Origin of the sequence: Bradyrhizobium sp. sGM-13 (assembly GCF_018398875.1) — a bacterium.
In the GTDB taxonomy this organism is placed as follows: domain Bacteria; phylum Pseudomonadota; class Alphaproteobacteria; order Rhizobiales; family Xanthobacteraceae; genus Bradyrhizobium.
Map to the genome: position 1 here is coordinate 240,393 of NZ_JAGWDK010000008.1, position 14,921 is coordinate 255,313.

Here is a 14,921-nt window from a genome sequence, read left to right on the forward strand (position 1 = left end):
AGAGCAGCCATCCCGGAGTCCGCAAGATGAGCATCCCTTGCCTAAACATGATCTTGATCCTTTCCTCGTTGCATCGAGATCAGAGAAGCCTTTGTCCCTTTCCGGCAGGCACTGAACGCGAATTGCGCAAGCCCGTTCTCGAAGATTGGCGGGGACGAGACTTGCATCAAGCCATTTGCGTGCTGCTCCTCCCAAGGCGTTTGGTGATCCAGCTCTGTAGATCGTCCATGACCGAAAAAAAGGCAGGGACGTACACCAGACTGAGGACTGTTGAACTGAACAGCCCTCCGATTACGGCAATTGCCATGGGTGCGCGCCTTTCGGCGTCCGCTCCCATGCCGAGTGCAATCGGCAGCATGCCCGCGCTCATCGCGATCGTCGTCATCACGATCGGCCGAGCTCGCTTGCGGGCTGCATCCAGAAGGGCGTCCACACGATTCAGCCCCCTATCGCGCCCGGCGACGATCGCGTATTCGACCAGGAGGATCGAATTCTTTGCTGCGATCCCCATCAGCATCAGAACGCCGATCAGCACCGGCATCGAAATCGACGTTCGTGTCAGAAGGAGCAGACCCAGCGCACCACCAATGGACAGAGGGAGCGCGGTCAGGATGGTGACGGGTTGAACGAATCCGTTGAACAGGAGGGCAAGAACGACGAAGAGCAGAACGATGGCCGAACCCATGGCAAGCTTGAAGCCATCGAACAACTCCTGCATGCGTTCGGAGTCGCCCGCCGGTTTGTAGACTACCCCTCTCGGCAATCGCCTGATCGACGGCTCCACCAGACGTTCGGCCTCCCCCACCGTCAGCCCGCTCAATTCCGCTTCTACGGTCTCGCTTCGGGTGCGATCCGTCCGTTCGATCTGGACGGGTCCCGAACCGAAGTTGATCTCGGCAACCGACGATAACGGCACCGACTTCTCGAAGGCCGGAACTTGAAGGATGGACAGGCGAGAAAGATCGGCGCGCGCATCTTCGTTCAACAACACACGGACCGGTATCTGTCTGGCGCCGAGGCTGAACTTGGAGAGGTTCTGCTCGATATCGCCTGTGGTGGCGATGTTCACGGTTTTCGCGAGCGTTGTTGTGGAGACGCCAAGGAGGGCCGCTTTATCCATTTTGGGAACGATCCGCAGCTCGGGTCTTGCGAAGCTGCTTGTCACTCTCGCGCGATGAAAGCCGGGCAGTCTGCGCATGTCCTGTGCCAGTTCCCGCGCGGCGTCGGCAAGCGCCACCGGGTCGTCGCTCAATAACGATACCTGTATCTTCGCGCCGGAGGATCCATCCTCCCCGAGACGTATCCGAACGCCGGGAATCGTCGTTAACTGCCGTCCGATCGAAGCCTCGAACGCTTGCTGCGAAAGATCTCGCTCGGTCCTTGGGACCAGGTTGACCGTGACCGTCGCTCTTCTGACCTCGCCGGCCGACGTCAAGAGCTCGCCCGGTCCGGACATCGTCGACGTCTCTGTTCCGAGTGCCGAATAGACGGACGCCACTTCAGGCCGCGTACCTAGCAAGAAGATAACCTTTTGTGTCGCAAGATCCGTATCTTGCAACGTCGCCCCCGACTCCAATTCGACCGTGAGTATCGTGCGGCCGCGGTCGGCCGCGGGCATGAAATCGGTGGAAAGAGTTGGAACGAGCGACAGCGAGGCTATGAAGAACACCACGCCCGCGAAGATCGTGATCCATCGATGGCGCAGGGTCCAGCCCAACGTTCCGGTATAGTACCGCACCCATGCCGGCTCGCGGTGCTCGTTGCCGGTTGCCTTCAGAAGGTATGCTGCCATCAAAGGCGTCAAAAGACGCGCGACGACGAGGGAAAAGAACACTGAACTGCAGACGGCGATCGAGAAGGCCTTGAAGAACTGGCCCGGAATGCCCGGCATCAGTCCGACGGGCGCGAAGACCACGATGATCGCGAATGTCGTCGCAACGACAGCCGGGCCGATTTCGTCCGCCGCATCGATCGCGGCATCATAGACGGTTTTTCCGGACTGCCGGATATGCCGGACGATATTCTCGATTTCCACGATAGCGTCGTCGACGAGGATGCCGACGACCAGAGCGATCGCGAGCAAAGTGATATTGTTCAGAGATTGGTTCAGCGCGTACATGACGGCAAATGTCGGGATCAGCGACAGAGGCAGCGCCGCGCTGGAAATCAATGTTGCGCGGACATCCCGCAGGAACAGCCAGACGACCAGAACGGCCAGCAGCGCACCCAACGCAAGCGCTTCGACAGCTGCGTCATATCCCTCGACGACGGCGTCAGTCGATGAGGTTACTTCGAAAATGTGCGCACCGGGGCGGGCGGCGGCAAATTCCGCGATCCGCTTCCGGACATCGCGAGTTACCGCAAACTCGCCGGTGCCGACCGCCCGATAGACACTGAAACCGACCACCTCTCGCTCGTTCAGCCGCGCCCTTTGACGCGGCTCCGCCCAGGAACGCTCGACCTTCCCGAGCTCGGAAAGTTTGACGCTTCGTCCGTCACTGAAGGCGATGCGCGTTTCCTTCAGGCGAGCAACGTCCACGACACTCCCGACAGTGCGGATGGCTTGTTCGGCTCCGCCGAGCGTCACACGGCCACCCGGCTGGTTGATGTTCTGGTTCCTGATCAGATCGGAAACCTCAACGGCCGTGAGGCCGAGCGCCATCAGCCGGTCAGGGTCGAGCTTGATCGTAATCTCGGCATCGACGCCGCCGGATCTTGAAATCCTGGATACGCCCGGCACCGCAAGCACCGCCTTGGCTATGTCGTTGTCGATGAACCAGCTCAGATCGTCGGGGGCCATCGTCGGCGCATCGACGACGAATGTGAGGATGGCCTGCCCCGTCGCCTCGACACGCCGAATCGTCGGATCGAGGGCGCCTTGAGGCAGTTTTGAACGTATCGATACGACAGCATCCCGAACGTCGTTCGTTGCTCGATCGATATCTGTTCCGAGCGCGAATTCGACCGTGGTCATGGAGAGACCCTCGTTCACGATCGAACGTGTCCGATTGACGGCCCCCAGTCCGGCGACGCTGTTCTCGATAAAGCGTGAAATCTGGGTTTCGATCTCGGTCGGCGCAGCTCCCGCCCAGGCAACACTGACAGTCACCGTCGGGAAGTCCATATCGGGCATGTTGTTGAGCCGAAGCTTCGAGAACGCGACCAAGCCAGACAGCGTCAGCAACAGGAACAGGATCGTGATCGGCACGGGGTTGCGGATTGCCCAACTGGAAATCCTGTTCATCGTACGGCGTCACTTCTCACGGACGCTGTTTTGACGTTCACTGCGTCGCCGTCGTTGAGAAGGCCGGCGCCTTGGGTCACGATGCGATCGCCTGCATCCAGGCCCCGTATGACTTCCACGTTGTCGGCTTCCCCTGAGCCGATCCCCACTTCGGTAAGTGACACCAGATTGTCGCGTCCGACCTTGAACACGTGCGCCCTCGCGTCACGCCAGACCAACGCCTTGAGCGGAACGGTCAATGCGAGCTTGTTCTCGACCGCGATCTCCACGCGCGCGAACATGCCGGGCTTCAGTTGCGTGTCGCCGGGCAGTGCGATGCGGACCGTACCCAAGCGGGTCTTGGGATCGACGATTGGCGCAACGATTCGAACAGCCCCCTGCTCAGGCATGCCGGTAGGCCCGATAATGGTTGCGGGTTGCGTGGTCCTGGCGGCGAGCAGATCCGACTCGAGCACGCGGGCATCGACCTCGACGCGATTGTCCTGAATGAGACGGAACATCTCGATTCCCGCTTGGACCACCTGGCCTATCGCCACTGATCGGGATGCGATCATGCCTGCAGCGGGAGCGACGATGACGGTCTGCCGGTCCCGCGCTTCGGAGTCCTCGAGCTGCGCCTGTGCTGCCTTCAGCTTTGCTTCCGTCGTCTTGACGAGCGTCTCGCGCTGCTCGATCACCTGCGCACTGATCACTCCTGATGAGACGGAATGCGCCCGCGTTGCGTCCGACCTGGCGATTGCAAGGCTCGCCTGCAGTTCGTCTACTGCCGCCTTGTGCTTCGATAGTGCCGCGACCGTAAGATCCCGAGTGAGGCGTGCCAATACCTGCCCCTTCACGACGAAGTCACCCTCATCGACCGCGATCTCGGTCACGGTCAGGCCGCCGACCTCCGAGCTGACCGATATCTCGCGCCAGGCGACGACGTTTCCAGTGGCGGTAATACTCCTGGTGACTTCAGATCTCTCTACCGATGCGGCGATGACCGTCATTGCCGCGGAGGTATCCTGTCCATGGGCAGCGGAATGGAGAAACAGGAAGGCTGCAACGGTAGCGATCCTCATGCGCCTGCGTTCGGTAATGGCAATCATTCTGCACCTTCCTCTGCGTTCTTCGGTCAGCCGAACGTCTTGTTTCTCGCGTCGGCGATCGGCTGACAGATATCGGGTTAGAACGAGAGCTTTGCTCGCGTAGAACAATTCGTGTCGGATTGTCTCAGCGGGCGCTGATTTGTGTCGAAATGTTGCTGGGTTGGGCGGGAGCCGTCATTTGTTACGAATCCCGGCTTCCTTCGACCGTACTTCGCGATAGAAAGTACTTCCGAGCCAATCCACGAACGACGGCCCATGATTGATCAAACGCCTCAAATTCTTGTGGTTGACGACGACCCCGAGATTCGAAAACTGCTCGCCCGCTATGTCGAGGAACAGGCATTTCGTGTTCTGCTGGCATCGAGCTGCAGCGAATTCCGCGAGCGCCTAGCAAGCGATCGGATCGATCTTGTCGTTCTGGACGTGATGCTGCCGGACGGGTCGGGTCTCGATGCATGCAGAGACCTGCGGGCGAAACGGAACACCACGCCAGTCATTCTTCTGACGGCCCTCAAGGAAGATGTCGATCGTATCCTTGGTCTGGAGATGGGAGCCGACGACTACCTTGGTAAGCCATTCAATCCGCGAGAATTGGTGGCGCGGATTCGCGCCGTATTACGGCGCCGCTCGGAGACAGCTTCCCTTCCCCAGGACGCGAGAAAGTATCGGTTCGACGGGCTCGTCGCAGATCCGCAACTGCGCAGCGTGTTTGACGCCCAAGGCAACGCGATCGAACTGACCGGCGCGGAATTCGATCTGTTGCAGGTGTTCCTGGATCGGCCGGGACGCGTGCTTTCAAGGGACCAGCTTCTGGATCTTACGCGTGGCCGTGATGGGGACGTATTCGATCGGTCGATCGACGTCTTGGTCAGCCGCTTGAGGCGCAAGCTAGACAGCTCGGGAACCACACGTCTACTGAAAACAGTTCGCAACGGCGGTTATCAGTTCGCCGTGAAAGTTGAGCTCCGGGACCTTCCATCGTGAATACATTGCGGGCCAAACTGGCCATGCTCATCGCGGTGGTGATCGTTTCCATGGTCAGCATCTTGACAGGGGTCCTGATGTACCTGTTCAACCCGCCGGACGAACGACGAGCGATCGGTCCTATGGCCGAGCAGGTAGAGTTGCTCAAGCAGGCCGTGCACGTCGCGCCAACGTTGGTTACGATTCAGCAGGAACCAGCCGGCGGAGAAATCGCGACGGACCTCACGGCCTGGCTGCGCGATGAGCTGAAGGCTCGAGGACTGTCGCGCAATGTCCTGGTGTCTCGGAAGAACGACTTGCCTCTGTTGTCGATACCCGTGGACCAAGGGTGGATCATCATACAGATACCCGACCTGCCTCCGCCAGGGGGACTCTTCAATCTACTTCTTATGTGGCATTCGCTCATCGCGCTTGGTTCGCTGGCAATCGCCCTTTTCTTTGCGAACCGCATGGTCAAGCCCCTCGTTGTGCTTGAGCGTGCGATCGAGTCGGTCGGGCCGGATGCCCTGCTGCCCGAGCTTTCCGTGACCGGCCCAGCAGAGGTCCGCGTCACCGCCAAGGCGCTCAACTCGCTGTCCTCCCGGCTCAAGGTGGCAATGGAAAGCCGGATGCGCCTCGTCGCCGCTGCCGGACACGATTTGCGCACACCAATTACGCGCATGCGTCTGAGGGCGGAGTTCGTCGAAGACGACGATGACCGCGCGATGTGGCTGAAGGACATCGACGAGCTCGATCGAATTGCGGACAGCGCAATCCTGCTCGTGAGGGAAGAATCTGGAAAATCGGCGCCCGAACCTCTCCGAATCGACATGCTGATTTCCGAACTAGTCGAGGAATTGCGGACGCTATCATACGACGTCACCCTGACCCGTTCCACGGCCGGGGTCGTGCGCGCAAACCGGACGGGCCTCAATCGCGCGTTTCGAAACTTGATAATCAATGCTGCTACCCATGGGAAGCGGGCGCGTGTCGCCGTCGACAGCGCGCCGTCTGAGGTGATCGTCGTCATAGCCGATGATGGCCCAGGAATCCCCCCAGATATGATCGGGCAGGTCTTCGAGCCATTCTTCCGCGCCAACCGCGCGCGCACGAAGCATTTCGATGGTGCAGGATTGGGGCTGACGATCGCAAACGAGATCGTGCAACGAGCCGGAGGCAGCATCACGATAGAGAATGGCCCCTTGCGAGGGCTGCTTCAGACCGTGAAGCTGCCGGCCGAGCATATTGAGCCATCGGCGCTCAACTAGCCCATGCACTCCGAGCCGAGGTGCTTGCGTCAGGCGATGTCCGAAATCTGCAATTGTGGAAGCAGAGCCCTTCATTCCGGCAATGACGCGGCCAAAGCGGACGTTTTCCCTTGCGGCTGCGCTGGATGGAGAGCTTTCCTGGCTAATCCCGGAGGGGTTTTCATCCAAAGATAGCCTCGAAAACCGGCTCGATAGCCCTCATCGTAGAGAGCCTGCATGTATCTTAATTCGAACAATTCCTCTCTTGTGACACTGAACTCCGAAGGAATCGCCGCTAGGTTGAAGTCGGTACCGTCGATCTGCGCCTTGGCATAGATACGGTAAAGATCCCCAATACCCTGGTTCTTGATGAGAGTGGAGATGGAACGTTGAGAGATCGAGAAGATTCCCGCCTCGACAGCTTCCCACTCAGCGCTGATTTTTCCATTTCGAATGATGAAGAGGCGTGTTGCAGTTCGCTTCGACCAAGGATCGTCGTCGCCGACTACCCGCGACGGACGTGACACGAAAACCTGCTGGGTCACTCCACCATCCACGTGGAGCTCTTCATAGGTCCGGCCCTCGACCCGAACCGTTATGCGCACGGGAGGAAAAGCACCTGGTATTGACGCAGAGGCCAAAAGAATCTTACGGAAAAGGTTGAGCGCCTGCGGGTGGCCACTCATCGCGATCTTTCCCATGTCCCAAAGGACCGGCCGCTGCGCGTCCAGGTTCGTCGTCCCGATGAGCAATACCCGTCCCTTTCTGCGTTCATTGGCGATGTCGCGGAGGAAGCGATCGTCGACATATTTGGCGATCAGATGCTCGAGCGGGGAGCTGTCGAACAGGCCGGATCCCAATAGCGGCGGCACGATCCCGGGATCGTAGATGTCGCTGCGCTTGTACTTGGTGAATATTTCCCTCAGCTCCGAATCCCGGCTTCGCCCCAGGTAGACGAACGGAGCAGTGAGCGCACCAGCGCTGACGCCGGTGACGAGATCGAAATCGGGTCTAGTCCCGGCATCACCCCAGCCGACCAGGAGGCCGGCCCCGAATGCACCGTTGTCTCCCCCGCCCGAGATAGCGAGGATATTGGCCTCCGGCGATTGCCGCTCCCACCGTCTTCGCGTCTGGACCAACGCGCCGATCCTTAGCTTCTCGGTCCTAGAGAGGACAGCGAGAGATTCGGCGGACGCGTCTCCCCAGACACGAATATTCGGTATGCCGGCAAGTTGGGCCTCGTCTGCAAGCCGCTCCGGTACGATATCGCGCGGAATCATGGTGGCGCATCCTGCGCCCGTCACGGCAAATACAAGCAGGGCTAGAGTACGAAGCACACTCGTCCGCGCTGTCACGATCACTGAGCGTATGTCCGCTCTTTGCAACCTGGCGGAGCCCGTGGGTTCGACGCTTCCCGTTCCCGGTCGTCGCGATCGGCCGGGCTGACCAGCGATGTACATCTAGAGTTTCCGCCTGACGCCGGCTGCAGGATCTGCTTCTACGCGTTTATCGAAACGAGCCGAGCGGAAAGGGCCGCGCGGCAATCGTCCAACCGTCGAATGCTGATCGTTACGGGCTTCGAGCTACTTTCGGACCATCATCGGTCCATTCCGGCGGCAGCCCGAGCTTGCCACCGACCAGACCAGCAATGCCCGGAGCGCGGCCGTAATTCTCACACGCTGCATACTTTGGCGCGAGGCCCATCTTCGAACCGATCTTGTCCCAAGAAGGAATGTCGATGCCGACACCTTCGAAAGGGCTTTGGCCCTTGTTGAGCAGGTTAGCGAAGTCATCGCCGAATGCCCCCGCCAAGTCGTACACGTCACTCGCTTTCGATGCCCTGGGTGTGCTGAAAAAAGCGGTGGCACCTCTACCCCAGACCATGGCCGCCTGCTGTCGGCCCGAGCGGTCGACTGCTTCAGCCTCGATGGAGAGATCTCCCAAGCCGATCGGAATGCGCGGGACTGGGATCGGAACACTGGTATCCACAAAACTTGCGCCTATCGAGGTCGCGGCCGAGATCCCTGCTGCAACCTCGTCTGTCTCTGTTGCATGGGTAACGGCGGCGCGCACGGTGAGGTCCGCTGGAACGTCCGGCGTCACAACTTTGAAGCGATCGCTGAGGCTTACACACAGGGCGCGGTTCACGGCGTTCGCCACCAGCACCCGCTGCTCGTTTGATAACGTCGGTGCGACGCTAGGAGGGAACGCCGTCGGCGCTATGTTGATGGTCTTCGCGGCCGCCAATTGCTCCTTTTTTACGTGAAGGCGCGACTTCGTGACCTTGCCATCGGATGGCTTCAGCCCATCGTAGGACGATAAACCGCCACCTTGCACAAGCGGGGCAGTCGCGCAGCCTGGCAGCAAGCTAACAAGGGCCAACATCGCGGCAAACGTCGAATAATGCGGCCGACGGGCGTCGATTCCATTCCATGGCTGGTAGCTTGATACGGAGTGGCGCCCGATCTCGCAACGCGGCCTCCGCTTCGATGGCGACCTTGAGAACCTAGCGGCGAAAAGGATCTGAATAAGCGCTGCTGCCGAACCTCCACCCGCAAAGGGTGCTAGCCGTGTTGCAGCAACAAACATCAAGGCAGCCGTCACACCCGACAACTGCTGACATGTGCGGGAAAAACTCCGTAGAAGCCGGATCAAGCGCGACATGCGATACCTGACCCGACATGGGCTGCAGAAAGGAAAAGCCTCATAGGACCTGGATCGATTGATTGTGTCGGTGGAGCGCATTCAGACCCCCTGGTGGTTGAACCTTGGGCCCTTGATAACCGGCTCACATGTCTTGGAATCTGGACGCACATGACCGAATGTTGCTGATCCACCGCCCTTTGTGTCGAAAGATGTCCAAGTGAGTTGAGGACAACCTTTGTTACAAAACCCGCCCCAACCTGCCTCGATGTGACTGGACTGAACGCCGATGCACATACCGCAAATTCTCGTTGTCGATGATGACCTTGAAATTCGAAAGCTTCTGGCGCGCTACATGAAGGAGCAAGGATTTCGCGTGCAGCTCGCTTCAAGGTGCGCCGAAGTACGCGAACGGATTGCGACCAACCAGATCGATCTCATCGTCCTCGATGTCATGCTGCCAGATGGATCCGGGCTCGATCTTTGTCGCGATCTGCGCTCGGAGCGGTCGAATGTCCCGATCATTCTGCTCACTGCGCTGAAGGAAGACATAGACCGGATCATCGGTCTCGAGATCGGCGCCGACGACTACCTCGGAAAGCCATTCAATCCGCGTGAGCTTGTGGCGCGCATCCGCGCAGTCCTTCGTCGCGGTCAGGATGACCGTTTCACGCGGAACGGGAGTGTTCGCTATCTTTTTGAAGGTTTCGTTGCCGATCCGTTTGCCCGTTCGGTGGTCGATCCGGGCGGCGGCCATATCGAACTCACAGGCGCCGAGTTCGATCTGCTTCTGACCTTTGTCACTCGTCCCGGCCGCGTGCTCTCACGGGACCAATTGCTCGATCTGACAAGGGGACGCGATGAAGACGTCCTGGACCGCTCGATTGATGTGCTGGTCAGCCGCCTGCGACGCAAACTTGCACTCAGCGGCACAGCTCAAATATTCAAGACTGTTCGTAATGGCGGCTACCAGTTTGCCGCCAAGGTTACTCATTTGGATGAAGAGAGATGAACATTCGTGCCGGCCTTGCCAGCGCATGGAGCGTCAATCATCGCTCCTCTCGCCGATCGCGCATGCGTCAGGCGCAATATCCTGCATTGCCCGTTTGCAATTACGGTCGCCCGGCCGGAGCCCGCGACCGCTGCCATCAGCAGTCCAGGATCGCAGATTGCGTGCAAAATCGTATTTTGGCGTGGAAAATGGGGATTGGTAGCGGGGGTCCGCTACATCGCGAAACCCACTATTTCGGAAGCCCAGTTTTCTTATCGAAGGGCAGCTTAACTCGGGGTCCGGCGTCCGGATAGTCTACCGAAAGCCGCCGTTTGTAGGCGATCGATCGCCGCCTAAGATGGTCTAGATGCAGAGGCTCGAACCCCGGAGGTGCGATGCCGGTAGATCGGCGCACTCCATGACCAGACGCTGCAGGGCTTTCCAAACGCGCCGTAAGGATTTGCGTCTACTGGAGCTTCGTACGCAACAGACTCAACGCTTTAGGTCTCGTTTCTCTCGCAACGAACCACACATCCGAATGGCGGAAATCAAAATCAGTTTGATTGTTCAACGATTTCAAGGCGCATTTTGAAAAAGGGCACGAAACACTGTCCAGCGTTTTCAATAGCTTGGTAGTCTTTTCCAAATAAGGAAGCAGCCCTCGCACAGAAGATCAGCCCAGAAAACCTGATGTAGCGGGGCTGCAGCCGCGTCGACTCCGAAGTAACACTCCAGTACGCAAACTGTTATGGAGCCGTTAATCAAAAGACATTCTGTTCTCCTTCCGCCGACGCGATCTATCTCGCCTCGGACGCGCTCAAAAGCAGCATGAGTCGACAACAATCTTCCAGTCTGGCTGGCGCGTCATGGAAGTCGAGATAACGTGCTAAACGGCAGGATCGCGTTGCATGGTGGACAGAGGAATGCTCGGTCTTGTCGTCCTGCAGTCTGTTTTTGGAAGATGTGATCCCGTGCTCCGCATACGGACGTAGGTCATTCGTGTCGGAACGCTTCGGCTGGCTCGAGCGCGGCGGCGCGCGAGGCGGGGTAGACTCCGGACAGCAGACCGATTACGCCGCCAACAGCTGGCGCAAGCAAGGGAGCGAGCGGGTCTAGCACCGGAGTCCAGACCTGATACGCCGAGACACCCACCACGATCAGCACGCCGACACTGGATCCGAGCAGTCCCCCCACGACACCCATGGACGCACTCTCAATCAGGAACTGTGAAGCGATGTGGCGACGAGTAGCGCCAATGGCACGACGCAGTCCGATCTCCGCCGTTCGCTCCATCACGCCCACCAGGGTGATATTTGCGATCCCAAGCGCGCCGACCACGAGCGATAGGCCGCCCAGCAGCAGGAACATCATGTTGAGATCGGTCTGCACGTCGTCGCGCACGCGCCGCGGCTCCTGCGGCAGTTGCACGCGAAGCGCGCGCGGGTCGTCGGGCCGCAGCGCCGCCCGCGCCTGCATCGCTATCAGGTTGGCCGCGCCGATCTTGGTCTCCACAACCACCATGCCAGGACCGAAGAGACTGAAATGCCGTCGCGCCGTGCCCTCCGGAATGATCACCGAACCAAGCAGTTCAGGCTTTCGTACCACATCGCGGAGGATACCGATCACGAGGTAGAGGTGATCGCCGACATAAATCGCGGGCAGTCGCTCGACTCCGGCGATGCCAAGGCGGCGCGCAGCATCGGGACCAAGGATTGCGACGCGCTCGGCGCGCGCCGAATGCCCGTCGTCGATAAGCCGTCCCGAGGCGAGGTCGGCACGCACGGCGCGAAACAAATCCGGCGAGGCAGCGCGCACCGCCAGTTTGAATGCTGTCTGATTGGACGGATCCACCACCGGAGAGGCGCTGACGAGCATGTCATGGACATTAACGTCGCTGAGCAGGCCCGCAGCCACCACGCCGTTCAACCGGACAAGCCGTTCCGGAGCGTCCCACGGAATGGCACGTGGATCAATCGTGCCGGTCGCCATTCCCGGCCGCGCGGTGATGAAAAGTTCCGTGGCCGCAAGTTGATCGAACTGACTGATGATGCGGTTGCCAGCGGTTCGCGTGAGACCGACAGTGGCCACCAGCGCCGACATGCCGATCACGATGCCAAGCACCGTCAACGCCATGCGCGCCGGCCGCGCAATCGCCCCGGCGATCGCCTCGGAGAGAAGATCGCGCATCGTGATCCCCGAAGCGACAATGCGCGCCCTGGATGGAGGCGGCAACGCCGTCTCGCTTCCACCGAACAGCTCGCCATCCTTCATGTTGACCCGGCGCGAGCCCCGGCATGCAACGTTTTCGTCGTGCGTGACGACGACAATCGTCATGCCATCCTTGTTGAGCTCGGAGAAGAAATCCAGGATCGACTCGGTGTTCTTGGAATCAAGATTCCCGGTCGGCTCGTCGCACAAGAGCAGGCTCGGTGATCCCATCAGAGCGCGGGCGATCGCCACCCGCTGACGTTCGCCGCCGGACAATTTGGAAGGCAGGAAATTTGCGCGATGCTCGAGGCCAACGCGGCGAATTTCCTCCATCGCCCGCTCGCGTCGCCCGCGCCCGGTGTGCCGGCGGTATACTTCCGCCAGCATGACGTTCTCGAGGACAGTGCGATAGGGCAGCAGGTGGAATGACTGAAAGATGAATCCAACGCGGCGGCTGCGCAGCCCGGCCCGCTCATTCTCGCTCAGCTTCGTCGTTTCGATACCATCAAAAACGTACTGTCCGCTGGTTGGCCGGTCGAGGCAACCGAGGATATTCAACAGCGTGGATTTCCCCGAGCCGGACGGACCCGTTATCGACAGCCATTCGCCGCGCCGCAACACGAGGTTGACATCGATCAATGCGTCGACAGCGGGATCGGTCCCGAATTGCTTGCACACTTTACGAAGGTCAAGGACATGGTCGGCTTCGACAGAAGCCGTCTTGATCGGCACCTCTGGCCGGATGTCCTCCATGAGCTTCATTTGACCGCCGCCGGCTCGGCCGTTTTATAGCCCACGACCACGAGTTGACCGGGCGCAAGTTGCCCATCGGGTGTGTTGACCTCGACATAGCCGCCCGTCGAAAGCCCCGGCTGCACGGTGACGTACTCCTGCTTGCCGCCGCGTTCGACCAACACGCGCGATGTTCCGTCGGCGGCAAGCGACACCGCGCTGGTCGGCACCGCGGTGACCGCGCCCTTCGACGTTTCGATCGGGATAGTCAGCCGGACCGAAAACCCCGCCAGCAGCACAGGCGTGGTCTCCACCTTGACCCCGAGATAGAAGTGGTAACCGTCCACGCCGCGCGTGCCGGGTGTGGTCGCCACCGTCTCAACTACGCCGGTCGCCTTGATCCCAAGCGCCTGCTCGTCGATCGCAACTTTCATCCCGGGCTTCACCAACGGCGCGGCTTCAAGTGGCAGTTGCGAGTCGATGCTTAGCTGGTTATCGGTCACGCTCATAACCGGCCCGGAAGCATTGGCCGCGACCGCGGCGGTCACCTCGTGGACGCGAACCGGGAGCGACGGGATGAACACCACTTCGTCCGCTGGCACCTGCACCCCAAGCTTCGCGCGCGCGGCCGTGAACTCGGCGTTCAGCCGCTGTGCTCGTTCGCTCGCGACCTTTACGTCAAATTCAGCGAGTTCTTGCTGTTCCAGCGCTGCGCGCACGCTGCGCTCGCCTTCGAGGCGGGCCGCCTTCACGGCGCCCTCGGCGACCCGGATCCGTTCCTCGGCCAGCGCGGCCTCGCGCGCCGCGGTCTGAATCGCCAAATCGGCTTCCATCTTTGCCTTGCGCTGCGCGGCACGCGCCACTTTCAGCTTGGCCTCGGCCGCAGCACGCGCCGTTTCGGTCTGGCGCGGATCAAGAACGATCAGGGCACGATCGGCCATTTGCGTGGCGACATCGGCGCTGGCCGCGGTCGCCGAATGCGCGGCCCGCGCGCGTTCGGCTTCAAGCGCAAGCGATTTGCCGGCGCGCGCGTCGGCCAACTGGCGGCTATCACCAACACGCGCCGCGCTATCGAGAGAAGCCTGGCGCGTGTTCTGCTCCGCGATGGCCCGTGCAGCGGCGACCGCTTTCACCGCTGTTTCGCGCGTGGCCTCGGCCGCAAGCTGGGCGCGCGCGGCATCCGACCACTCTCGCTCGAGCGCCGCGACGGCAGCGCGCTGCTCGCGGGTCGGTACGTACGGATCCCACCCGGCCCTCTTATACATGCGCTCGACCGCGGCGGATGTCTTCTGATCGTAATTGCCATCGACCGTGCCCGGATCGAAGCCAAGGCGAGCCAGGGCTTCTTCGAGTTGGCGGACGTCACCGCCGCTGGTTCCGGGCGCCATGTCGCGAAAAGCCGGTACCGCGCCGATGAGGACAAAGACCGGACGGCCGGATGCGGATAGAATCACCTCGCCTTCCCCAAAGTTCGTATTGGGTCGGGGTAGCGACGAGATCAGTCCGGCGCCGCCCTTGACCGTGGAAGGCGCGATAGAAATCGGCTGCGGCAGCCCGAAGCGGACGGTGCCGCGGGTGACCACATCGGAACTCAATATCCGCGACTCCACGGGCACGAGAATCGCGGATGGCTCGGGGGCCGCCGTGCGCGCCGCGACCTCTGCCGGCGACTGGATCCTGGAGCCCATGTACCAGGCGCCAATCGCCATGCCGCCGACCACGCCCAGAATGGCCCAGAGAACGTTTACGCGCTTTGCGACCATGCCGTAGTCCCTCCCGCCATCGGACAGCGTCGGGCCATCTTC

The 14,921-nt window shown here is 60.6% G+C and carries 9 protein-coding genes; 3 read left to right on the forward strand and 6 right to left on the reverse strand.

From position 1 onward, the window contains the following. Positions 1–166 precede the first annotated feature (166 nt). Together KJQ96_RS14805 and KJQ96_RS14810 are read right to left on the reverse strand one after the other, a co-directional pair. Entirely contained in the window at positions 167–3,244 is a 3,078-nt protein-coding gene (locus tag KJQ96_RS14805) for an efflux RND transporter permease subunit (protein WP_213287308.1), read from the reverse strand. Further along, positions 3,241–4,332 (reverse strand): efflux RND transporter periplasmic adaptor subunit, encoded by a 1,092-nt coding sequence (locus tag KJQ96_RS14810; protein WP_213287309.1) that lies wholly within the window; start codon positions 4,330–4,332, stop codon positions 3,241–3,243. The genes KJQ96_RS14805 and KJQ96_RS14810 overlap by 4 nt, the downstream gene beginning before the upstream one ends. Positions 4,333–4,587: 255 nt before the next feature. On the opposite strand from KJQ96_RS14810, the gene KJQ96_RS14815 reads away from it, so the two are divergent. Then, positions 4,588–5,316: a response regulator gene (locus KJQ96_RS14815; protein ID WP_213287310.1), complete on the forward strand. Its 729-nt coding sequence runs from the start codon at positions 4,588–4,590 to the stop codon at positions 5,314–5,316. Continuing rightward, the gene (locus KJQ96_RS14820; RefSeq protein WP_309142412.1) at positions 5,313–6,563 is read left to right on the forward strand and encodes an ATP-binding protein; all 1,251 of its coding nucleotides are present in this window, start codon (positions 5,313–5,315) and stop codon (positions 6,561–6,563) included. Before KJQ96_RS14815 ends, KJQ96_RS14820 begins: the two co-directional genes overlap by 4 nt. A 71-nt stretch (positions 6,564–6,634) precedes the next feature. On the opposite strand, the gene KJQ96_RS14825 is transcribed toward KJQ96_RS14820, so the two are convergent. Together KJQ96_RS14825 and KJQ96_RS14830 are read right to left on the reverse strand one after the other, a co-directional pair. After that, the gene (locus KJQ96_RS14825) at positions 6,635–7,822 is read right to left on the reverse strand and encodes a patatin-like phospholipase family protein (RefSeq protein ID WP_249734066.1); all 1,188 of its coding nucleotides are present in this window, start codon (positions 7,820–7,822) and stop codon (positions 6,635–6,637) included. A gap of 289 nt (positions 7,823–8,111) precedes the next feature. Further along, positions 8,112–9,287 (reverse strand): DUF3313 domain-containing protein, encoded by a 1,176-nt coding sequence (locus KJQ96_RS14830; protein ID WP_309142413.1) that lies wholly within the window; start codon positions 9,285–9,287, stop codon positions 8,112–8,114. Between the two features lie 187 nt (positions 9,288–9,474). Between KJQ96_RS14830 and KJQ96_RS14835 the strand changes: the two genes are divergently transcribed. Next, entirely contained in the window at positions 9,475–10,197 is a 723-nt protein-coding gene (locus tag KJQ96_RS14835) for a response regulator (RefSeq protein ID WP_213287313.1), read from the forward strand. 972 nt (positions 10,198–11,169) lie between these two features. Here KJQ96_RS14835 and KJQ96_RS14840 read toward each other — a convergent pair. Both KJQ96_RS14840 and KJQ96_RS14845 read right to left on the reverse strand, forming a co-directional pair. Continuing rightward, entirely contained in the window at positions 11,170–13,146 is a 1,977-nt protein-coding gene (locus KJQ96_RS14840) for an ATP-binding cassette domain-containing protein (protein WP_213287314.1), read from the reverse strand. Continuing rightward, the gene (locus KJQ96_RS14845; protein WP_249734069.1) at positions 13,143–14,825 is read right to left on the reverse strand and encodes a peptidoglycan-binding protein; all 1,683 of its coding nucleotides are present in this window, start codon (positions 14,823–14,825) and stop codon (positions 13,143–13,145) included. Before KJQ96_RS14845 ends, KJQ96_RS14840 begins: the two co-directional genes overlap by 4 nt. Positions 14,826–14,921: the final 96 nt, after the last annotated feature.

Coding starts and splice junctions, on each gene's coding strand:
- KJQ96_RS14805 (WP_213287308.1), bottom strand. CDS start 3,244: ATGAACAGGATTTCCAGTTGGGCAATCCGCAACCCCGTGCCGATCACG.
- KJQ96_RS14810 (WP_213287309.1), bottom strand. CDS start 4,332: ATGATTGCCATTACCGAACGCAGGCGCATGAGGATCGCTACCGTTGCA.
- KJQ96_RS14815 (WP_213287310.1), top strand. CDS start 4,588: ATGATTGATCAAACGCCTCAAATTCTTGTGGTTGACGACGACCCCGAG.
- KJQ96_RS14825 (WP_249734066.1), bottom strand. CDS start 7,822: ATGATTCCGCGCGATATCGTACCGGAGCGGCTTGCAGACGAGGCCCAA.
- KJQ96_RS14830 (WP_309142413.1), bottom strand. CDS start 9,287: ATGCGCTCCACCGACACAATCAATCGATCCAGGTCCTATGAGGCTTTT.
- KJQ96_RS14835 (WP_213287313.1), top strand. CDS start 9,475: ATGCACATACCGCAAATTCTCGTTGTCGATGATGACCTTGAAATTCGA.
- KJQ96_RS14840 (WP_213287314.1), bottom strand. CDS start 13,146: ATGAAGCTCATGGAGGACATCCGGCCAGAGGTGCCGATCAAGACGGCT.
- KJQ96_RS14845 (WP_249734069.1), bottom strand. CDS start 14,825: ATGGCGATTGGCGCCTGGTACATGGGCTCCAGGATCCAGTCGCCGGCA.